Here is a 20,518-nt window from a genome sequence, read left to right as displayed (position 1 = left end):
GGCGTCGAGGCTCACAGGGCGCCGAGCAGCCATCCCGCGGTCGACGACAGGGCCCGATCCTGATGGGGAAAGCCGAGGAGCTGCAGGCCGACGGGAAGCCCGTCGACCCGAAGGAGCGGCAGCGAGATCGCCGGAACGCGCAGCGCCGAGGCGGGCACGTTGAAGATCGAGTTGCCCGTCGTCGCAAGTCCGACGGGAGCCGGGCCGGTGTTGGAGAGGGTCAGGAAGCCGTCGACCTCGCCCGACAACGTCAGAAGCGCCGAGCGCATGGCCTCGCGTCTGTCGAGCAGGGCGATGTAGTCGTCCGGCGACATCGCCTCGGCGACGTCGACGCGGTGGCGCATCGATTCGCTCATCAGGCCGCGGTGCCGGAGCGCCATGTCGGAGAACGGCCAAAGGCCCTCGTAGCGGCAGATGTCGAGGGAGATCGTACGCGCGTCGGCGATGGTCTCCTCCAGCCGATCGAGCCGCGCGCAGTCCGCCCGGCGGACGATCTCCACGCCCTGCGCCGCGATCGCCTCGACGGCGCGCTCGAACGCCTCGCGGGCGCCAGGCTCGGCGACGGCCCAGCCCGCGGTCTCGACCACGGCGAGGCGGTCGGGCCGGCGCGCGTCGGCCGGCAGCGCGCCACCGCGGAATGGCGGGAACCCCGGATCGCCGCCGACGAACGACGCCACCGCGTGGCAGACCGCCCAGATGTCGGCGAGGTGGGCGGCGAGCAGGCCGAGCGTATGCTGGCTGTAGGCGTCGCTCGCCCCGCCCTTGTTGAGCGCGCCGTAGGTCGGCTTGAACCCGAGGACGCCGCAGAAGCCGGCCGGGCGCAGCACCGAGCCGATGACCTGTGTGCCGACGGCGATCGGCAGCATCCCCGCCGCGACCGCCGCCGCCGACCCGCTCGACGAGCCGCCGGGCGTGCGGCTCGCATCGTGGGGATTGCGGGTGTCGTGAAAGGGGTGGCTGGAGGCGAACTCGGTGCTCGTCGTCTTGCCGAGAACGACCGCGCCGGCCTTGCGCAGAGCGAACGCGATCGCGCTGTCGCGCTCCGGTCGGTAGCCGGCGAAGATCGGACTGCCGAAAGTCGTCGGCATGTCGAGCGTTTCGAGATTGTCCTTGACCCCGATCACCAGCCCGTCGATCCCCGACAGGGGTCGCCCGGCGCGGTAGCGGGCAGTCGACGCGTCGGCGGCCTGCCGCGCCCCCTCCACGTTGAGCGCGGAGAACGCTCTCACCTCGGTCTCGCGCGCCTCGATCACGCCGAGATAATGCTCGAGCCGATCCCGCGGCGACTGCGTTCCGGCGAGCCAGTCGGGCCGCGCGAGGTCGATCGGGCCGGTCGCCACCGCGCCCATCACGCCGCGCCGACGATCGAGGCGCGGCTCTTCATCCGCGGCTGGATCTCGGTGCCGAACGCCTCCATGCCGTTCGGAAAATCGTCGAAGCTCAGCATGATGCCGGCGATGCCCTCGATCTCGGCGAGCTCGTCGAGGAGGCCCGCCACGCGCTCGTAGGAGCCGATCATGATCCCCTGCCCCGTGTTCGGATGCTCGGCCTGGGAGCGCCGCCAGCGCGCGGCCGTCGCGTTCACGTCCTTGTTCGGGTCGAGGCTGCTCTGGGTCTCGCGGAACTCCATGGCGTCGACATCGGCACCGTCCCTGTAGCTTTGCCAGCGCGCCTCGGCCTCGGCGTCGGTCGCCGCGGCGACCACCATCGTGAGCACCAGCGCCTTGCACGGGCTGCCGATCGCCTCCGCCGCGGCCACCAGCTTCGCCACCTTGGGCGCCACGCTCTGCGGCGCGTTGACGCCGGAGGTGGAGCAGAAGTTGTAGTCGCAGCACTCCGCCGCGAAGGCGGTGCCGGCATCGCTCTGCCCGGCGCCGACGATCGGGATCGAGGCTTGCGGCATCGGCTCCATGCGGCAGTCGTTCATCTCGAAGAACTCGCCTCGGAAATCGGAGCGCCCGGTGGTCCAGAGCTCGCGCAGGATCGACACATACTCGGCGCAATAGGCGTAGCGGCGCTCATAGTGCGACGCGCCGGGCCACAGCCCCATCTGATCGTACTCGGCCTTCTGCCAGCCGGACACGATGTTGATGCCGCACCGGCCGTGCGAGATCGAATCGATGGTGGTCGCCATGCGCGCCGTGATGGCGGGCGGAATGGCGAGGACCGGGACCGAGCCGATCAGCTCGATGCGCTCGGTGACCGACGCGAGGCCCGCCATCAGGGTGAGCGACTCCAGGCTGAAGTCCCAGAAGCGCGTCTGCCCGCCGAAGCCGCGCAGCTTGATCATCGACAGCGCGAAGTCGAAGCCGAACCGCTCGGCCGACTGCACGATGGACTTGTTGAGGTCGAACGTCGGCAGGAACTGGGGAGCGTTCGTGCTGATCATCCAGCCGTTGTTCGCGATGGGAAGAAAGACACCTAGCTGCACGGGGGATCCTCGGATTGAGATGCGTCTCAAGTGCGCCAGCGATCGCTCATGGCGCTGACGGCGGCCATGGCCCGGGTGAGGACCAGACCGCAGACGATGACGAGAAGGATGAAGACCATCATCTTGGTGGTGCGCATATATTGCGCGTTGTAGGCGATGGAGAAGCCGAGCCCGGCGTTGGCGCCGAAGAGCTCGGCCACGAGAACGCCCGCCAGCGCACGGCCGACGCCGAGCTGCATGCCGCCGACGATCAGGGGCACCGAGGCAGGCAACGCGATGCGGACGAAGAGATCCATCGGCCGCGCCCCGAAGGAGTGCGCCATGCGCATCAGCTGAGGGCTGACATTCTTCACCCCCGTCAGCGTGTTGGCGTAGATCGGCGTCAGCGCGAACATGACCGCGGTCGCGACGCTCGTCGGACGGCCGAAGCCCAGCCACGCGACGAACAGCGGATAGAGGGCGATCGCCGGCGTGGAGTAGAGGAACCAGACGAACGGATCGAGCGTGCGCTCGACGGTGCGGAACATCCCGGCGGCCATCCCGAGGGCGACGCCGGCCGAGGTGGCGATCGCGAAGGCGATGAGGAAGGAGATCGCCGAGGCGGTGAAATGGCGCTGGATCGTCCCCTCGCGCAGCATGGCGACGAACGCCTCTCCCACCGCGATCGGCGAGGACACGTAGTAGGCGCCGATCAGTCCGGCCGACACCGCCGCCTGCCAGATGGCGAGCAGTCCGACGAAGGAGACGAGGCCCAACGCCCAGGAGGATCGGCGCAGCGTCATGACACGCTCCGCGCCCCCCAGCGCTCTTCGAGGAGGCCGATCACGCGGCTCATCGTGTAGCCGATGATGCTCACGGTCAGCGCGTAGACGAGCAGCCTGTCGATCCGCAGGCTGTTGCCGAACATCTGGATCCGGTAGCCGATCCCCGCGCTCGAGACGAAGATCTCGGCGGCGATGACGGAGAGCAGCCCCCGCCCCACGGCGAGCCGCAGGCCGACGAGGAGATGCGGCATCGTCGCCGGCAGATGGATCGTCGAGAAGAGCTGAAGCCGGGACGCCCCGAAGACGTGCCCGACGCGCACCAAACGCCCGTCGATCTCGTCCATCCCCGCCAAAAGATTGATGACGATCGGAAAATAGCTGGCGATGAAGACGACGGCGATCTTGGAGGCGAGGCCCACCCCGAGCCACAGGATCAGAAGCGGCAACAGGATCATGCTCGGCGCGATGTAGAGCGCCATCATCGGCGTCATCGCGATGCCGCGGGCGATCGGCGAGGCGCCGATGAGAAGCCCCATCGGGATCGCCACGACGACCGCGAGGCCGAACCCCACCGCGAACTCCTGCATGGTGAGGGCGAGGTCGCTCCAATATTGCGCCGAGGCGAGAACCTCCACCGCCGCGACGGCGAGGAGCGAGGGTCGGCTGGTGAAGAACTCGTTCACCACCCCGAGGCGCGGCAGGATCTCCCAGAGCGCCAGGAAGACGAGGACGGCGATCACGCCGGCCCAGCGTTCGAGGCCGTGCGCGGCGGGGCGGCCCGAGCGCGCGCGGACCGGCGCCCTCATGCGAGGTCCTCGGCGAGGTAGGCGCGCAGGCGGCGCTTGAGGTCGAGGAAGGCGGGCTCCTCCTGCATCTCGACGGTGCGACGGCGCGGCAGGTCGATCCGGATGACGTCCTTGATGCGGCCGGGATTGCGGCCCATCACGACGACGCGGTCGGCGAGGAAGATCGCCTCCTCGATGTCGTGCGTGACGAAGATCGCGGTCTTGCGCTCGGCCTCCCAGATGCGCAGCAGCTCGCCGCCCATGATCTCGCGGGTCTGCGCGTCGAGCGCGCCGAACGGCTCGTCCATCAACAGGACCTGGGGATCGGCGGCGAGCGCGCGGGCGATGTTGACGCGCTGGCGCATGCCGCCGGAGAGCTGCCCCGGATAATAGCGGGCGAAGGCGTTGAGCCCCACCATCTCGATGAAATGCTCGGCCCGCTCGCGGATGAACTTGCGTGGCTTGCGCTGCATTTCGAGGCCGAACCGCACGTTGCCGTGCACCGTCCGCCAGGGCAGCAGCGAGGCGTCCTGAAACACGATCGCCCGGTCGGGACCTGGGCCGGTGACCGCGGCCCCGTTGATCGTCAGGCGCCCATCATAAGGAACGAGGCCGGCGATCGCCGAGAGGAGCGTGCTCTTGCCACAGCCGCTCGGGCCGACGATGGTCACGAACTCTCCGGGCTCGATGGCGAGGTTGGCCCCGACGACGGCCTTGAAGGTCGTCTTCGCGTCGGGCGAGCCGTAGGAGATCGATACGTCCTCGATCTGGATCTGTGGCAAGAGGGACTCCGATGCGAGCGTTGGGGCCGCCGCGGCGGCCCAACCCAGTGTCGATTATTGTGCCGTGGCGTGCTCGTCGATGAAGGTGGGGTCGAGCCACTCCGACGTCGGCAGCACCTCGGCGAACTCGCCGCTCATGATCGTGACGTCCCAGAACGCCTTCATGCCCGCCTCCGTCGGCAGCCGACCGTCGGCGTAGAGCTGCTTGACGATCTCGTCATAGGCGAGCGTCGCATACTTGGTCTCGACGCCGGTGCGCGCCTCGATTTCCTTGATCGCGCGGTCGCCGTCGGACTTCGCGAGCTCGACGCCCTTGGCGATCCCGTCGATCAGCGCGGCGACCGTGTTGGGGTTTTCGGCGATGAAGCTCTCGGAGGCGTAGAGCACCTCGTAGGGATAGTCGGGCGCGATGTCGCTCTGCGACAGGATCTTGTTGTAGCCCTTCTCGGCCGCGACGAACTTCGCCGGCGGGATCAGCAGGTTGACGTCGAGCTGGCCGGCCTCCATCGCCGCGAGGCGCGCCGAGGAGCTGCCGCCCGGGATGATCTGCACGTCGGTCTCGGGGTTGAGGCCGTTCTTCTCGAGCGCGTAGCGCGTCACGAAGTCGGTCAGCGAGCCGTATGAGGAGATCCCGTAGCGCGCGCCCTTGGAATCGGCGATCGAGGAGATCGAGGGGATGGCGTACCAATCCATGACGCTGTTGTTCATGCCGCCCCAGAAGACCTTGTAGGGCTGGCCCTGCTGGATCGGCACGAGCGCCTCAATCAGCGCCCCCGCGGCGACGTCGACGGCACCGGAGACGACGGCACGGGCGAGATCGGAGCCGCTGCGGAAGGCGACGAGCTCGACGTCGAGACCGTCGTAGAGACCCTCGGCATCGGCGAGGTAGAGCCCGAGGAAGGCGGGGGTCTGCGCGGCGAGACCGACCTTGACGGAGGTCTTCTCCGGCGACTGGGCGAACGCGGTCGCCGTCAATCCGGTGACAAGCATCGCCCCTGCGATGAGCGACTTCATTCCCGTTGGGATCATTGGCTTCTTTCCCGTTGCTGGTACGTGGCGTCGAAAGGAAGGCGAGACAGGTCGAAGTGACAGTCGAGGCGCTGGTCGATCCGGCTGAACACGTCGCTCATCGTCGCGGCGCGCGCGCTGAGCGCGGCGAGATCGGTCCGCACGCCGGGCATGAGGCGGGCGAGCTGGTCGGCGATCTCGGCCTCGATCTCGGGGGCGCAGCGGCCGGCCCACACGCGCGGCTGCCCCGCCACCCAGACGTGGCGAATGGCCCGCCCGGTCTCGGCGAAAACGAGCTGACGCGCGACGCTGTTCAGCGGCTGCCAGGCGATGTCGGAGAGATCGTAAGCCACCATGTCGGCGGCCATGCCCGGTGCGAGGGTACCGATCCGCCCCTGAAGTCCCGCGGTGCGGGCGCCGGCCGTGGTGGCGAGGCCGATCGCCTCGGCCGCCTCGGGTCCGCCGGTCTCGCCCGCGACGCCGCTCAGGAGGCAATAGAGCTTCATCACCTGCAGCATGCTCTGCACGTCGCTGCAGCTGCAGTTGTCGCAGCCGAGGGAGAGCGGGATGCCCGCCTCGCGCAGGGCGCGGATCGGCGCGATGCCGCTGCGCAGCTTGAGATTGGAGAGCATGTTGAGGATGACGCCCGCGCCGGCGTCGGCGAGCTGACGCACCTCCTCAGGGCGGATCCAGATGCAGTGGGCGAAGCTCACGCCGCCGTCGAGGAGGCCGGCCTCTTGCATCATCGTGACGGCGGAGCCGCCGAAGCGGGCGAGCTCCTGGTCGGCGAACAGGCGCTGCAGGCGGGTTTCGTAGAGGTGGGTGTAGACGGGCAACCTGCGCTCGCGACGGAAGCGGTCGATCGCCTGGAGAAATTCGAAGCTGCACCGCTGCGGCGCGGACGGGCTGACCGCCCAGCGGATGAGCCCACCCCGGTCCCCGATCCGGTCCATCGCCTCGCCGATGACGGCGAGCTGGGTCGGCCCGTCCGGCGCCGTCCGGCCGACGACGCGGGCCTCCTCGTCCGAGGCGAGCTCGTTGATCCATAAGATGGAGTCGGCCTGCGACAGATCCCGCACGGTGGGCGACAGGATCACCCTCACCCCGGCGCTGGCGTAGGCGTTCGCCACGACGTCGATCAACGGCGTCAGCGGATTGAGCGTGGCGAAGTCCTGGACCGTGGTGATCCCGTTCTTGAGGCACTCGACGGCGCCGAGGAGCGTGCGCAGACGCACCTCCGCCTCCGATCGGCCGGCGCCGATCGCCCCCGACACCAGCGCCCAGCGCTCCAGGGTGAGCCGCTCGAAGCTCCCCTTCGCCAGGACGTCGTGGGAGTGATAGTGGGCGTTGACGAAGCCCGGTGCCAGAAGATGACCGGCGAGGTCGACCCGCGTCACATCCTCCACCGCGTGGAGATCGCCGATCTTCCGGATCAGACCGTCCTCGACCAGGACGTCGGCCACCGGCGGCATGTCGACGTCGGCATCCTGGGCGAGAACACGTGCGCCCGTGACGAGAAAGCGGTTGGCGGCAGGGGGCATAGGGCTCGCGAATAGTGAAGGACGGACGCCGTTGCTGCGGCGCACAAGAAGAGTAGCGAGTTCAAGCCGTCGAAATGATTGAAAGTTATTTATGAGCCTATGAGCGTCCCTCATGGGCGGCCCGAGCGATGCCGGAGGCGCCGGGATCAGCGCTTGCGGGCGAAGATCCCGCGCTCGTTCAGGATGTCCGCATAGTTGTGCAGGATGGAGCGGACCTTCTCCACGAACGCCCGTTCGAGCTTGGAGTGGGGACGCTGGAGCGAGTGGACCGCCGACACCGTGAGCGAAAAGGAGGGCACGAAGGGACGCACGGCAATTCCCTCGGCCGGATAGTCGCACAGCGGCAAGGGATCGATCACCGCGACGCCGACGCCGCGCCGCACCATCTCGGCGGCCGTGAAGGCGTTGTTGGTCTCCACCGTGATGGCGCGGCGATGGTCGTTGCCGTCGGGGCGGAAGGCGATGCCGGGCGGATTGACCGTGCCGATGGCGATGATCGTCTCGTGGTCGAGGTCTTCGTTACGCACGAACTCGCGCGTCGTGAGCGGGTGGCCCTCGGGCAGGAAGCAGCAGAAGTCGGTCTCCATGAGCGGCTCCAACGAGACGCCGGCCTCCTGGACCGGTCGCGCCACGAAGCCGAGATGGGCCCGCTCGGTGACCACCTGCTTGATGACGTCGTCCGTCGTCATGCTGCGGATGGCGATGCTGCTGAACGGCATCTCGGCCTTGAGGAGGCCCACGGCGGCCGGCATCGTCGCGAGCGACAGGACCGGGATCGCGGCGACGTCGATGTTGCCGCCCGCCTGCGTCCGCAACTCTTCGGCGTGGATCGCAAAGCCCGCGGCGGCTCCGAGCACGCGGTCGGCGTCCTCGCGCAGCGCCAGCGCCTCGGCCGTCGGCCGGATCCTGCCGGCGGAGCGCACGAAGAGCGTCAGCCCCAGCTGCGCCTCCAGCTCGCGCAGGGCGTGGCTGACGGCCGGCTGGGAGACGTTCAGCTCCTTCGCCGTCTGCGTGATGCTGCCCGTCTCGACGGCCGTCTTCAGGAACTGGATGTGCCGGAACGTTGCACGCATCCCGCGCGACCTCTGGGCGGTGGACGACGCCTGCCCCACGGTGCGGCGGACCGGCCCGATCCTCGCGCGGCTCCCCTCGCTGAGGGCGGGCAGCACGGACTTGCGAGAAGGGGGCGGCTCGCGTCGCTAAGGCCGACGAACAATCACAGATAGCCGATGAGATGCATACTGCGTGCCGGACGGTATGCAGGTGCGAGCGACCGTCGCGGCGAGTGCCGCCCCTGCGTCATGCCCCCGTGGCGCCGCTCCCGCTGTCCTCGGCGGCGGACGGGGGCAGGACGGACAGCACCGCATCGGCCGCCTGCTCGGCCGGGGAGGTCGCGACGGCCATCTCGGCGGCGAAGTCGTCGAACGCGCGCATCTGTAGCGCGCGGGCCTCGCTCTCCGGCTTAAGAAGCGGGGCGAGCGCGGCGGCGAGCGCCTCCGGATTGGCGTCTTCCTCCAGGAAGGCCGGAATGTCGTTGCGGCCGATCGCGATGTTGGCGAGCACCATCGACGGCGCCTTCACGATGGGCAGGAGCCAGTGGAGCCGCTTGACCTGCCGGTAGGCGAAGTCGAGCTTGTAGGCGACCACCATCGGCACCCGCGCCGCGGCGAGCTCCAGCGTCACGGTGCCCGAGGCGGCGAGCGCGGCCCGCGCCTTGGCGAAGGCTTGCGCCTTCGCGCCGGGGCCGGAGACGATGGCGGGCTGCACCGGCCAGTCCGCCAGATGCGCCTCGATGCGCTTGCGCTGCCAGGGAACGGCGAGCAGCTCCACCGGCAGTGCCGGCGCGAGGCGGCCGATCGCGGCGCCGAAGACGGGCATCAGACGGTCGATCTCGCCGCGCCGGCTGCCGGGCAGGACGAGCAGCGTCTCGCCCGGCGGCACCGTTGCGGCCGTCGCCTCGTAGAGCGGGTGGCCGACATAGACACAGCGCGGACCGCCGAGGCGGGCATGGGCCTCCGGCTCGAACGGAAAGAGGGCGAGGACGAGATCCACATAGGGGCGCATCGCCTTCGCCCGCCCCGGACGCCAGGCCCATATCGTCGGGCTCACATAGTTGACGATCGGCACGCCCGGCAGCGCCTTGCGCACCCGCTTCGCGACGCGGTGGTTGAACTCCGGTGCATCGATGATCACGACGACGTCGGGCGCGAACGCCACGACCCGCTCCGCCGCCTCCCGGATGCGCGACAGAAGCTGCGGCAGGCGGCGGACGATGGCGTCGATCCCCATCACCGAGATCTCGTCGAGCGGGAAGATGGGATCGAGACCCGCCGCCATCATGTCCTCGCCGCCGACCCCCATCCACTCCACTGCGCGGCGCGCGGCGATGGCGTGCATCAGCGCGCCGCCGAGATGGTCGCCGGAGGCCTCGCCGGCGAGGATCGCGACGCGCAGCCGCCTCATCGGGCGATCACGAAGGCGCGGGCCTTGTCCGCCATCCGGATCATCTCGGCGCGCTCGGCGATGATCGTGCGCCCGGCCTCGACGGCGATGCCGCCGAAGCCGGCGTCGAGCACCCGCCGGAGCGTCGCCGCCCCCACGACGGGAACGTCGGCGCGCATGTCCTGCCCGCGCTTCGCCCGCTTGACGAGAACGCCGGCGCCGCGGCGGGCGCGGAAGCGCTTCTCCGCCCGCAAGGCGGCGCAGCGCTCGAGCATCCGGTCGGTGCCCTCCGCCCCCTCCACCGCGACGATGCGCGTTTCGGCCACCACCACCGCCTGGCCGACGTCGAAGGGCGCGGTCGCATCGAGAAAGCCGGCGCCGAGGGCGATGTCGCTCTCGTGTGCCGCGTCGGGAGCGTGGCGACCGAGCTGCCCCACGGGCGCCAGAAGCTCCGGCACGGCGTCGGCCACCGACACGATGCGGAAGCCCTCCGCCTCGAAAAGGGCGAGCACGTTGCGCACGATGCTGTCGTCGCCACCGACGGCGGCGCGAACGATCTTCGGCACCAGCTTCAGCGTTTCGATGTCGCCGAGGATGCGGGTGTAGTCGGGGCGGGAGCGGATCGCGCCGAGGAAGAGGAGATCGCGGCAGCCGCGCGCCTCCATCGTCTTCACGAGCCGGCCGATCTGGCCGTAGCCGAGGCGATGGGTCTCGATGTCGGCAGGGCCGGCATCGGCTTCCTTGTCGATCGCGAAGACGATCACCGGGCGGCGTGGGGCGATCGCCTGCGCCGCCTCCCAGGGCAGCGCCCCGGCGCCGGCGATGATGGCGAGAGGCTCGCTCACACCCCGGCTTCGAGAAGATCGGGATCGTCGGCGATGTGATCGTGCTTGCCGAGCGGCTGAAGCAGCGGCCGATTGCGGCCGGCGTCGATGAAGGCGAGGATCTCCTTCACCAGCGCCTCTTCGCCCATCTCCGCCCTGAGGCGGTCGAGGCGGTCGCGGAACAGCCCCTCCTCGGCGAACAGGATGGCGTAGGCGTCGAGCAGGGTGCGGATCTGCGTACGGTCGAAGCCGCGCCGCTTGAGGCCGACGAGGTTGAGGCTGTCGAGCCGCCCCCGATGGCCGATGACGTAGGCGAAGGGCACCACGTCCTTCGTCACTCCCGAAAGGCCGCTGATGAAGGCGTAGGCGCCGATCCGCACGCGCTGGACGATGGCCGCGCCGCCGCCGATCAGCACATAGTCGCCGAGGCTCGTGTGGCCGGCGAGGAGCACGTTGTTCGACAAGGTCACGCTGTTGCCGACGATGCAGTCGTGGCCGACATGGACGCCGACCATGAAGAAGCAGTCGTTGCCGACGACGGTGCGGGCGTGCCCGCGCGCGGTTCCGGCGTGGACGGTCACGTGCTCGCGCAGGATGCAGCGCTCACCGATCTCCACCGAGACGTCCTCGCCGCGATAGGAGAAGTCCTGCGGCGGCTCGCCCACGACGACGCCCGGATGGAGCCTGGAGCCGGCACCGATGGTGGTGCGCCCCGTCAGGACCACGTTGGGGCCGACGCTCACGTGATCGCCGAGCGTGACGGTCTCGCCGATCACGGCATAGGGGCCGATCTCCACCCCCTCGCCCAACCGGGCGCCCGGGGCGACGATCGCGGTCGGATGAATGCTCAAGAGCACCCCACCGGAGACAGGGAGGCGCCGCCGGCGGGCGGGGCCTCGTGGTACGCCTTACACATCGAACGTCTCGCTCAGTCGCGCACGATCATCGCGCTCACGTCGGCCTCCGCAACCACCTGGTCGCGCACGATGGCCTTGCCGTGGAAGCGCCAGATGTTGCCGCGCTGACGCTCCTTGGTCATGTGGTACTCCACAACGTCGCCGGGCACGACGGGCTTTCTGAACTTCGCCTTGTCGATGGTCATGAAATAGACCAGCGACGGGCTTTCCAACCCCTGGGCGATGACGCACAGGACGCCCGCCGTCTGTGCCATGCCCTCGATGAGGAGAACCCCCGGCATCACCGGGGCAGCCGGGAAATGGCCCTGGAACTGCGGCTCGTTGATCGTCACATTCTTGATCCCGATCCCGAATCGGTCTTGATCGATGTTCGTGACACGGTCGATCATCAGGAACGGATAGCGGTGGGGGAGATACGTCAGAACGTCCCGGATCTCGGCCGATTCAACCGTTGTCTTGACCTCCGTGAGGTCTGCTCCTCCATCCATTTCGTCGACTTTCGTACCCTATTGATCGCCAAGAATGCACACCATAAGCGGCGCACTCAGGAATTTGAAGCGCCGCCTTTTTTGCGCATCAGGCGGCCGATGGCCATCCGTTCGGCGAGGTAGCGGCGGGCGTCGGTGGCGGGTAGACCGGCATAGGTGGCGCCGGCCGGGACGTCCTCGCCCACGCCCGACTTGCCGGCGACCGAGGAGCCGGAGCCGAGCGTGATGCCGTCGCGCAGGCCGACATGGCCGCCGAGGGTCACATAGTCGCCCATGGTGACGGAGCCGGAGATGCCGACGCAGCCGGCGATGACGCAGTGGCACCCCATGACCACGTTGTGGCCGATCTGCACCTGGTTGTCGATCTTGGTGCCCTTGCCGATCACCGTGTCGCGCCGGGAGCCGCGGTCGATGGTGGTGTTGGCGCCGATCTCCACATCGTCCTGGATCACCACCGAGCCCACCTGCGGCACCTTGCGGTAGCCATCGGGCGTGCGGGCGAGGCCGAAGCCGTCCTGACCGATGCGCACACCGGGATGGATGATCACCCGATCGCCGATGTGGGCGCACTGGATCGTGGAGTTGGCGCCGATCACCGCGTTGCGGCCGATGGTGCAGCCCGGCCCGATGACCACGTTGGGGCCGATGACGGTGCCGCGGCCGATCTCGACGCCGCGCGCGATGACGGCGAAGGCCTCGACGATCACGTTGGCCTCGAGCCCCTCCGGCTCCTCGATGATGGCAGTCGTGGCGATCTCGCCGCCGGCGCGTGCCGTCAGCGGCCGCGGCCGCATGGCGGAGGGATGGAAGAGGCCGGCGGCGAGGCCGAAGGCGTTGTCCGGATAGGGAGTCACGAGGGCGATGCTGCCCTCGGGCATCTCGGCGGCGAAGCGCGCCTCGCAGAAGACGGCGCCGGCCTTGGTGGTGGCGAGGGCGGCGCGGTGCTTGGCGTCGCGCAGGAAGGACACGTGCTCGGGTCCTGCCGTGTCGAGGGGCATCACGTCGGTCATGATGCGCTCGCGGGCGGCCTCGTCCACCTTGGCGCCGACGGCGTCGGCCACGGTTCCGAGGGTCTGCGGTTCGGCGGGGGGAAAGAAGCGGCTCGTCATCGCGATCGTGCAGGCTCCGAGGTGGATGCGGGCCGGGAGCGCCCCGGCGGCCCCTCAGTGGTCCGTCGCGGCGACGCTGTCAAATGAGAACGCCGCCCGAGGGGCGGCGTTCAACTGGTTCGTCGCGGTGGGTGCGATCAGAACTGGGTGCCGCCGGAGAGACGGAACACCTGGGTCTCGTCGACGTCCTCCTTGATGAAGGGCACGGCGAAGTCGGCGCGGATCGGGCCGAAGGGCGAGCGCCACAGCACACCGAGACCACCGGAGGCACGCAGGTGGAAGTCGTTCGACACCACCGAGTTCGAGCCGCCGTTGCGCGACATGATGTCGGGATCGACGCCCCACAGCGAGCCGGCGTCGGCGAAGACGGCACCCGACAGGCCCGCCTCGGGCGGCAGGAAGGGGATCGGGAACGTCGCCTCGGCGGTGGCCGTGAAGTAGTAGCGGCCGCCGAGGGCTTCGCCGGTCGCCCGGTCGCGCGGACCGATACCGGAGGAGTCGAAGCCGCGCAGCTTGCTGCCACCCACGAAGAACTGGTCCTGGATGCGCAGGTCGTCGTTGAGCGCCTGCATCGCACCGCCCTCGATGCCGAGGAGGCCGACCACACCGAAGGCCGGGACGACCTCGTGATAGTAGCGGGCCTTGGCGGTGTTGCGCCAGAAGTAGGTGTCGCCACCGAGGCCGGCGAACTCCGTGGTCGCCTTGGCGTAGATGCCTTCGGACGGATTATACTGGTCGTCGAGGGTGTTGTAGACCAGCGACACGCCGATCAGCGAGGTGATCCGGCCTCCCGCGGAGTCGCAGACGGCGAGCGACAGATTGCCGGCGGCGCAGTCGCTCTCGTCCACGCTCACGTCGCGGTTGAACAGGTTGTAGAAGACCTGCACCGACGTCTCTTCCGTGATCGGCAGACCGAAGCGCAGCCCGCCACCGGTCTCGTTCATGTCGTAGGCCTGGGTGTCGTGCTCCTCGCTGATGCGGGTGTAGAGGTCGAAGCCCGCGGAGATGCGACGGCCGAAGAGGTAGGGCTCGGTGAACGAGAACTCCGCCTCCTGGGTGTTCGCGCCACCGCCGATCGACGCCTTCACGTACTGGCCGCGACCGAGGAAGTTGGCCTCCTCGACCGAGAGGTCGCCGACGACGCCGTCGGAGGTCGAGTAGCCGATACCGAAGGAGACCTTACCCGTCGCCTTCTCCTGCACCGTCACGGTGACGATCACGCGGTCGGGCTCGGAGCCCTGCGAGGTGGTGATGCGCACGTTCTCGAAGAAGCCGAGGGCGCGCAGCCGGCGCTCGGCGCGGTCGAGGAGGACGCGGTTGTAGGCGTCGCCCTCCGACACGTCGAACTCGCGGCGGATCACGTAGTCGCGTGTCGTCGTGTTGCCCACGATGTCGATGCGCTCGATGTAAGCCTGCTGGCCCTGGTCGACGCGGTAGACGACGTCGATGGTGCCTTCCTCGAAGTTGCGCTCACCCGTCGGCACCACCGAGGCGAAGGGGTAGCCCTGGCGGTTGGCGGCAAGCGTCAGGTCTTCCATCGACTTCTCGATCTGCTCGGCCGAGTAGCGGCGGCCGGGGCGGCTGTCGACCTTGCGCTCGAGCTGCTCCGGATCGAGGTCGGCGAGCGTCGTGTCGACCCGCACGGAGCCGAACTTGTACTGCTCGCCCTCGTCGAGGGTGAAGGTGATGAAGAAGGCGTTCCGCTCGCGGTCATAGTCGGCCGTCGCCGACAGGATGCGGAAATCGGCGAAGCCGCGATTGAAATAGAACCGCCGCAGCAGATCCTGATCGGCCTGCAGGCGCTCCGGATCGTAGGTGTCCGACGAGCGCAGCCAGCCGAGCCAGCCGCTCTCCTTGGTCTGGATCACGTCGCGCAGGCGCGCATCGGAGAAGGAGCCGTTGCCGATGAAGGTGATGCGGGCGACCTTCGTCTTGTCGCCCTCGTTGATGTTGAAGATCAGGTCGACGCGGTTCTCGCCCCGGTTGATGGTCTGCGGCTCGACGGTCGCGAGGTAGCTGCCGCGGCGGCGGTAGACCTCGAGAATGCGCTGCACGTCGGCCTGCACCTGGGTGCGCGAGAACATCGAACGGGACCGGCTCTGCACGGTCCCCTCCAAGATCTCGTCCGAAACGCGGCGGTTTCCCTCGAACGACACCCGGCTGATGACTGGGTTCTCGACCACCCGCACCACCAGCGAGCCGCCTTGCTGATTGATCGTCACGTCCTGGAACAGGCCGGTCGCGAAGAGCGTGTCGATGCTCTCGTCGATCTGCCTGGGTCCGAAGGACTCGCCGGGGCGTATGGTGAGGTAGGCTTCGACCGTCGCATCGTCGACGCGGCTGTTGCCCTCCACGACGATCCGACTGACGACGGCGGCAAGCGCCGGAGCGGCGACGGTGACGACGCAGGTGCCGACTATGGCAACCAGCGCCAACGCGCGGAGGAGATTTCGCATCATGGGGCCCGGACGAAGGAACATGGACGGGACGGTGCCTCGCTTCAACGGAGCCGCCGGTAACTTGGCGACCCGACCAAGCTATGCTCGCACCAGGCTGTCAGAACAAGGCGTAGAGCCCTCGGAGAGCCTTGTTTGCTAAGGGACCGTTGCGCCAGAGCAACGCTCCCTAGGACGTGAGGTGAACAATGTCGTTAAAGGTTGCGAAACCCATAAGCAGCAGCACCAGGGCGAGGCCGATGCGGAAGCCGACGTCCTGAGCCCGCTCCGACAGCGGCCGGCCGCGCACCCCTTCGATGAGATAGAAGAGGAGATGGCCGCCATCGAGCATCGGCACCGGCAGGAGATTGATCAGGCCGATGGAGACCGACAGCATCGCCGCGAGGCTGAAGAGAGCGGCGATGCCGAGGCCGGCGACCTCCCCCGACAGCTGGGCGACGCGGATCGGCCCGCCGAGCTGCGAGGCGGACTGGGTGCCGCTGAAGATGCCGGTCACCACGTCCACCGTGCGGGTGGTGATGTACCAGGTCTCGGCCGCGCCGGCGCCGATGGCGCCGATGGGCCCGAGCCGCTCGCGCGGGATGCCCTCGGCCCCCACCTCGCGCCGGACGCCCAGAACGCCGGACGAATAGGGATTGCCGAACGGGTCGGTGAGCTCGCGCAGCTCCGGTGTGGCGACGAGCTCGAGCCGTTCGCCGCCCCGCTCCACAGTGAAGGTGAGTGGCGACCCGGCGGCGCTCGCCACGGTCCGCTGCACTGTGGAAAAGGAGCGCACCTTGTCGCCGTCGATGGCGACGATCACGTCGCCGGGCTCGAAGCCGGCCGCCGCGGCGGGGCTGTCGGGCTCCACGGCCGAGACCACGGCGTCGGCCACCGGCCGCCCGGAGATCATGAAGAAGATCGAGAAGATGGCGATGGCGAGGATGAAGTTGGCGACGGGTCCGGCCGCCACGATCGCCGCACGCTGCCACAGCGGCTTCAGGAAGAAGCTGGTGCGGCGCTCCTCCTCGTTCATCGCGGCGAGCACCGCGCGGTCCGGGACACTCGCGGCGTTCTCGTCGCCGGCGAACTTCACGTAGCCGCCGAGCGGGATGGCGGAGAGCTTCCAGCGCGTGCCGTGCCGGTCGACCCAGCCGAGAAGCTCGGGCCCGAAGCCGATCGAGAAGGCGTCCACCGCCACACCGCACCAGCGGGCGACGAGGAAGTGCCCCATCTCATGCACGAAGATGATGATGCCGAGCACGAAGAGGAACGGCAGGATGTAGCTTGCCGCATTCGCACCGAAGGATGTGATCCAGTCCATCGTGTTCGTCTTCCTTCAACCGTTCCGCCAGCGTCGCCGATTCGATCGGCACGGGCAGCGGTGCGTTGGCCTCTACGGCGACGATCCACGATCGCGCCGTCTCTATGTCTTTCTCAGGTCGGCGCCGCGGCGGCCAGTGACAAGCTGGCGAGGCGTCGCGCCTCCGCATCGGTCGCCTCGACCTCGTCGAGAGTACTGACCGCAAGCCCTCGCCCCACGCTCGCCTCCAGAGTCTCCTCCACCACGCGGGCGATGTCGAGAAAGCCGATCCGCTCCTCGAGAAACGCCGCGACGGCCACCTCGTTGGCCGCATTGAGCACATTGGTGGCGACCCCGCCTTGCGCAAGCGCCTCGCGGGCGAGACGCAGCGCCGGGAAGCGGATCTCGTCGGGCGCCTCGAAGGTGCAGCTGCCGATGGCGACGAGGTCGAGCGGAGCGACGGGCGCGCTGCCCCGCCCCGGATAATGGAGGGCGTGGGCGATGGGCGTCACCATCGTGGGGTTGGACAGATGGGCGAGGCAGGAGCCGTCGCGATAGTGCACCATGCCGTGCACGATCGACTGGGGATGCACCACCACCCCGATCCGCTCCGGCCCGACGGGGAAGAGGTGGTGAGCCTCGATCACCTCGAGGCCCTTGTTCATCATGGTCGCCGAATCGATCGAGATCTTGGCGCCCATCGACCAGTTGGGATGGCGCAGCGCGTCGCTCGGCCGGGCGGCGGCCATCGCCTCGCGCGAGGCGGTGCGGAAGGGGCCGCCGGAGGCCGTCAAGACGATGCGCTCGATGGCGTCGAGCGCATCGTCGCGAAACACCTGGAAGATGGCGTTGTGTTCTGAATCGATGGGGAGGATCGTCGCCCCCGCGGCCCGCGCCCGCGTGCGCACCAGTTCGCCGGCGGCGACGAGGCACTCCTTGTTGGCAAGGCACACCACCCGCCCGGCGCCAACCGCCGCGAGCGCGGGGCGCAGCGCGGCAAATCCCGGCACCGCCAGCACCACGGCGTCGGCCTCCATGGCGGCGAGGTCGGCGAGCGCCGCGCCGCCGGCCGCCGAGGCGAGGCCGAGCGGTGCGAGGCGGTCGGAAAGGCCGGCCGCCGCCCGCTCGTCGGCCACCACGGTCAGCTCCGGGCGATGCTTCTCGGCGATGGCGGCGAGGGCCGCGACGTCGCGGTTGGCGGCGACGCCGACGAGGGAGAAGCCCCCCGCCTCGATGGCCGCCAGCGCCGAAGTGCCCACCGAGCCGGTGGCCCCGAGGAGAACGACGCGCTTGCCCGCCCCGCTCACAGCCGCCCCATCAGCGACAGGAGACCGGATGCCGGTGTCTCTGCCGCCGCCACCGCGCCGAGGAGCGCGGTCACGAGGCTCGCCGTCACGAGCCCGTCCACCCGGTCCATCACCCCGCCATGGCCGGGGATGAGGCTGCCGGCGTCCTTCACCGCGAAGCGCCGCTTCGCCGCCGATTCCAGGAGGTCGCCCGCCTGCGCCGACACCGCCACGACGGCGGCCGCGAGGATCGTCGCGACGCCGATGTTGGCGCCGAGCCAGGACGCCACCAGCGCCCCGAACACGGTGCCGGCGAGCAGCCCGCCGACGGCGCCCGACCAGGTCTTCGACGGCGAGATGCGGCGCCACAGGCGCGGCCCGCCGATCTGGCGGCCCACGAAGAAGGCGGCGGTGTCGGTGGCCCAGGCGATCAGAAACACGAAGACGACGGCGCCGAACCCGTCCGCCCCCTTGCGCAGCTCGATGAGGGCGATCATCGCCGCGCCGGAATAAAGAAGCCCCGCGACCACCCAGCGCACGGCGATGTCGAAGCGATGCCGCGAGGCGACCAGCGCCGACACCGCCACCGTGACGAGCAGCGCCGCGAGCGCGGTCTCGACCGGCCGGGTAAAAGCGAGCACCGCCACCGCGGCGAGGCCGAGCCAGCCGATCCAGCGCAATAGCAAGAGGTGGCCACCGCCGATCATCCGGATCCACTCGTGATAGACAAGCACACCGATGAGCAGGACGACGCCGGCGAAAGAGGCCTCGTCGTACCAGGTGAGGACGAGCACCGCCGGCACCAGCACCGCGGCCGAGATCATCCGCAGCCGCAGCTCGCGGTGGAACACGAAGCGCCGCCGCAGCGCCCGAACCCTCTCGCGGATGCGGGTGGGCGGGCGCCGCGCGAGCCGCTCGCGCAGCCGTACCCGGCCGGACCAGCGCCGCTCGCTCACGGCCGGGCGATCGACACCGGGACCGCCCCGAAGCGCCGGTCGCGGTTGGCAAAGTCCGCCAAGGCTTCGTCGAAGAGGGCTTCGTCGAAGTCGGGCCAGAGCACGCTCGGGAAGGCATACTCGGCATAGGCCGACTGCCAGAGGAGAAAGTTCGACACGCGCAGCTCGCCGCTGGTGCGGATCACGAGATCCGGATCAGGAAAATTTGCCGTATCGAGGAAGGATGAAAACGCGCTCTCGTCAAGCGCCGCGGGATCGAGATCGCCCCGTGCCGCGGCCTCGGCGATCCGGCGAGCCGCCCGCACGATCTCGTCCCGCCCGCCATAATTGAAGGCGAGGAGAAGCTGCATGCGGTCGTTGCCGGCGGTCCGCGCCTCGGCCTCCGCGATCAGGTCGAGGAGATCGTCGGACAGATCGTCGCGTGAGCCGATCACGTTGACGGCGACGCCGTTGCCGGCGAGCTCGGCGAGATCGTTGCGGATGAAGAAGCGCAGCAGGGAGAGAAGCTCAGCGATCTCGCGGGCGGGCCGGCTCCAGTTCTCGCGCGAGAAGGCGAAGAGGGTCAGCACCTCGACGCCGCGGTTGCCGGCGTGGCGGACGATGCGGCGCACCGCCTCCACCCCTTTGCGATGGCCGAGGGTGCGGGGCAGCCCCCGCCGCGCCGCCCATCGGCCGTTGCCGTCCATGATGATCGCGACGTGACGCGGCAGCCCTCCGGATCCGCCGGCCGAACCCAGGGCCACGGGCGGCCCGGATGGGAGGGCGTCCTGGCTCACTGTCAGATCTGCGAGATTTCTTGCTCTTTGTGGTCGACGATGGCGTCGATCTCGGCGACCTTCTCGTCGGTCAGCTTCTGGATCCGGTCGGAGAGGTTGCGCATCTCGTCCTGGCTGAGACCGTCCTTTTCCGCCTTCTTCACCTCTTCCATCCCGTCGCGACGGACGTGACGGACGGCGATGCGCGCCTGCTCGGCGTACTTGTGCGCCACCTTCACGAGCTCCTGGCGCCGCTCGGCGTTGAGCTCGGGGATGGGGATGCGCATCAGCTGGCCTTCGACCACCGGGTTGAGGCCGAGGCTCGACTCGCGGATCGCCTTCTCCACCGCCTGCGCCATCGAGCGGTCCCACACCTGCACCGAGATGAGGCGCGGCTCGGGCACCGACACGGTGGCCACCTGGTTCAGCGGCATCGTGGCGCCGTAGGCTTCGACGGTGATCGGCTCCAGCATCGACGCGCTGGCGCGGCCGGTCCTGAGCCCCGAAAGCTCGTGCTTGAGGACCTGCAGCGCACCGTCCATCCGCCGTCTGAGGTCGTCAAGATCCACCGCGCTCATCTCGTTCATCCTTCCCGTCTTGGTCACGGCCCTCTGCGGGCGCGACCGCCGTTCGTATCAAGCACCGGGGGCATTCGGCAACGTTTGCACGCCGCGTGCCCACCGGCTGTTGGC

The 20,518-nt window shown here is 69.2% G+C and carries 19 protein-coding genes; all 19 read right to left on the bottom strand.

The features are described from left to right. Positions 1–11: 11 nt before the first annotated feature. The 19 genes from JCR33_RS07675 to frr all read right to left on the bottom strand — a co-directional run bounded on the left by JCR33_RS07675 (position 12) and on the right by frr (position 20,404). A complete protein-coding gene (locus tag JCR33_RS07675) occupies positions 12–1,349 on the bottom strand; it encodes an amidase (protein ID WP_198881443.1) in 1,338 nt (445 codons plus the stop codon). Beyond that, positions 1,349–2,431: a pyrimidine utilization protein A gene (rutA, locus tag JCR33_RS07670; RefSeq protein WP_198881442.1), complete on the bottom strand. Its 1,083-nt coding sequence runs from the start codon at positions 2,429–2,431 to the stop codon at positions 1,349–1,351. Before rutA ends, JCR33_RS07675 begins: the two co-directional genes overlap by 1 nt. Before the next feature lie 26 nt (positions 2,432–2,457). Further along, positions 2,458–3,213 (bottom strand): ABC transporter permease, encoded by a 756-nt coding sequence (locus JCR33_RS07665; RefSeq protein WP_198881441.1) that lies wholly within the window; start codon positions 3,211–3,213, stop codon positions 2,458–2,460. Then, the gene (locus JCR33_RS07660) at positions 3,210–4,001 is read right to left on the bottom strand and encodes an ABC transporter permease (protein WP_198881440.1); all 792 of its coding nucleotides are present in this window, start codon (positions 3,999–4,001) and stop codon (positions 3,210–3,212) included. The genes JCR33_RS07665 and JCR33_RS07660 overlap by 4 nt, the downstream gene beginning before the upstream one ends. Further along, complete coding sequence (locus tag JCR33_RS07655) at positions 3,998–4,762, bottom strand: ABC transporter ATP-binding protein (protein WP_198881439.1); 765 nt, start codon at positions 4,760–4,762, stop codon at positions 3,998–4,000. The genes JCR33_RS07660 and JCR33_RS07655 overlap by 4 nt, the downstream gene beginning before the upstream one ends. A 54-nt stretch (positions 4,763–4,816) precedes the next feature. Beyond that, positions 4,817–5,791, bottom strand: a complete 975-nt coding sequence (locus JCR33_RS07650; protein WP_198881438.1) for an ABC transporter substrate-binding protein — start codon at positions 5,789–5,791, stop codon at positions 4,817–4,819. Continuing rightward, complete coding sequence (locus JCR33_RS07645; RefSeq protein ID WP_198881437.1) at positions 5,788–7,311, bottom strand: amidohydrolase family protein; 1,524 nt, start codon at positions 7,309–7,311, stop codon at positions 5,788–5,790. Before JCR33_RS07645 ends, JCR33_RS07650 begins: the two co-directional genes overlap by 4 nt. A gap of 146 nt (positions 7,312–7,457) precedes the next feature. Beyond that, complete coding sequence (locus tag JCR33_RS07640; protein ID WP_198881436.1) at positions 7,458–8,384, bottom strand: LysR family transcriptional regulator; 927 nt, start codon at positions 8,382–8,384, stop codon at positions 7,458–7,460. Positions 8,385–8,610: 226 nt separating this feature from the next. Next, on the bottom strand, positions 8,611–9,774 hold the full coding sequence (locus JCR33_RS07635; RefSeq protein ID WP_198881435.1) for a lipid-A-disaccharide synthase: 1,164 nt from the start codon (positions 9,772–9,774) through the stop codon (positions 8,611–8,613). Continuing rightward, entirely contained in the window at positions 9,771–10,598 is an 828-nt protein-coding gene (locus JCR33_RS25485; RefSeq protein WP_198881434.1) for an LpxI family protein, read from the bottom strand. Before JCR33_RS25485 ends, JCR33_RS07635 begins: the two co-directional genes overlap by 4 nt. Beyond that, positions 10,595–11,434, bottom strand: coding sequence for an acyl-ACP--UDP-N-acetylglucosamine O-acyltransferase (gene lpxA / locus JCR33_RS07625; protein ID WP_332461139.1), 840 nt, complete (start codon positions 11,432–11,434; stop codon positions 10,595–10,597). The genes JCR33_RS25485 and lpxA overlap by 4 nt, the downstream gene beginning before the upstream one ends. 71 nt (positions 11,435–11,505) lie before the next feature. Beyond that, complete coding sequence (gene fabZ, locus JCR33_RS07620; RefSeq protein WP_198881432.1) at positions 11,506–11,982, bottom strand: 3-hydroxyacyl-ACP dehydratase FabZ; 477 nt, start codon at positions 11,980–11,982, stop codon at positions 11,506–11,508. A gap of 56 nt (positions 11,983–12,038) precedes the next feature. After that, on the bottom strand, positions 12,039–13,091 hold the full coding sequence (lpxD, locus tag JCR33_RS07615; protein WP_198881431.1) for a UDP-3-O-(3-hydroxymyristoyl)glucosamine N-acyltransferase: 1,053 nt from the start codon (positions 13,089–13,091) through the stop codon (positions 12,039–12,041). Between the two features lie 137 nt (positions 13,092–13,228). Continuing rightward, on the bottom strand, positions 13,229–15,547 hold the full coding sequence (gene bamA, locus JCR33_RS07610; RefSeq protein ID WP_198881430.1) for an outer membrane protein assembly factor BamA: 2,319 nt from the start codon (positions 15,545–15,547) through the stop codon (positions 13,229–13,231). A 169-nt stretch (positions 15,548–15,716) separates the two neighbouring features. Then, positions 15,717–16,850: an RIP metalloprotease RseP gene (gene rseP, locus JCR33_RS07605; RefSeq protein ID WP_198881429.1), complete on the bottom strand. Its 1,134-nt coding sequence runs from the start codon at positions 16,848–16,850 to the stop codon at positions 15,717–15,719. Positions 16,851–16,963: 113 nt separating this feature from the next. Then, the gene (gene dxr / locus JCR33_RS07600; RefSeq protein WP_198881428.1) at positions 16,964–18,136 is read right to left on the bottom strand and encodes a 1-deoxy-D-xylulose-5-phosphate reductoisomerase; all 1,173 of its coding nucleotides are present in this window, start codon (positions 18,134–18,136) and stop codon (positions 16,964–16,966) included. Further along, the gene (locus tag JCR33_RS07595; RefSeq protein ID WP_198881427.1) at positions 18,133–19,071 is read right to left on the bottom strand and encodes a phosphatidate cytidylyltransferase; all 939 of its coding nucleotides are present in this window, start codon (positions 19,069–19,071) and stop codon (positions 18,133–18,135) included. Before JCR33_RS07595 ends, dxr begins: the two co-directional genes overlap by 4 nt. Next, positions 19,068–19,814, bottom strand: coding sequence for an isoprenyl transferase (locus JCR33_RS07590; RefSeq protein ID WP_332461138.1), 747 nt, complete (start codon positions 19,812–19,814; stop codon positions 19,068–19,070). The genes JCR33_RS07595 and JCR33_RS07590 overlap by 4 nt, the downstream gene beginning before the upstream one ends. Before the next feature lie 35 nt (positions 19,815–19,849). Further along, the gene (gene frr, locus JCR33_RS07585; RefSeq protein WP_198881426.1) at positions 19,850–20,404 is read right to left on the bottom strand and encodes a ribosome recycling factor; all 555 of its coding nucleotides are present in this window, start codon (positions 20,402–20,404) and stop codon (positions 19,850–19,852) included. Between the last annotated feature and the right edge of the window lie 114 nt (positions 20,405–20,518).

Origin of the sequence: Acuticoccus mangrovi (assembly GCF_016411865.1) — a bacterium.
Classification (GTDB): Bacteria; Pseudomonadota; Alphaproteobacteria; order Rhizobiales; family Amorphaceae; genus Acuticoccus; species Acuticoccus mangrovi.
This window is presented reverse-complemented; position numbering and strand designations above follow the sequence as displayed.

Bases quoted from the DNA above. Each gene is read 5' to 3' on its own strand.
- fabZ (WP_198881432.1), bottom strand. From the start codon at position 11,982: ATGGATGGAGGAGCAGACCTCACGGAGGTCAAGACAACGGTTGAATCG.
- JCR33_RS07640 (WP_198881436.1), bottom strand. From the start codon at position 8,384: ATGCGTGCAACGTTCCGGCACATCCAGTTCCTGAAGACGGCCGTCGAG.
- JCR33_RS07660 (WP_198881440.1), bottom strand. From the start codon at position 4,001: ATGAGGGCGCCGGTCCGCGCGCGCTCGGGCCGCCCCGCCGCGCACGGC.
- JCR33_RS07675 (WP_198881443.1), bottom strand. From the start codon at position 1,349: ATGGGCGCGGTGGCGACCGGCCCGATCGACCTCGCGCGGCCCGACTGG.
- bamA (WP_198881430.1), bottom strand. From the start codon at position 15,547: ATGCGAAATCTCCTCCGCGCGTTGGCGCTGGTTGCCATAGTCGGCACC.
- JCR33_RS07665 (WP_198881441.1), bottom strand. From the start codon at position 3,213: ATGACGCTGCGCCGATCCTCCTGGGCGTTGGGCCTCGTCTCCTTCGTC.
- JCR33_RS07635 (WP_198881435.1), bottom strand. From the start codon at position 9,774: ATGAGGCGGCTGCGCGTCGCGATCCTCGCCGGCGAGGCCTCCGGCGAC.
- JCR33_RS07650 (WP_198881438.1), bottom strand. From the start codon at position 5,791: ATGATCCCAACGGGAATGAAGTCGCTCATCGCAGGGGCGATGCTTGTC.
- frr (WP_198881426.1), bottom strand. From the start codon at position 20,404: ATGAGCGCGGTGGATCTTGACGACCTCAGACGGCGGATGGACGGTGCG.
- rseP (WP_198881429.1), bottom strand. From the start codon at position 16,850: ATGGACTGGATCACATCCTTCGGTGCGAATGCGGCAAGCTACATCCTG.
- JCR33_RS07645 (WP_198881437.1), bottom strand. From the start codon at position 7,311: ATGCCCCCTGCCGCCAACCGCTTTCTCGTCACGGGCGCACGTGTTCTC.
- lpxD (WP_198881431.1), bottom strand. From the start codon at position 13,091: ATGACGAGCCGCTTCTTTCCCCCCGCCGAACCGCAGACCCTCGGAACC.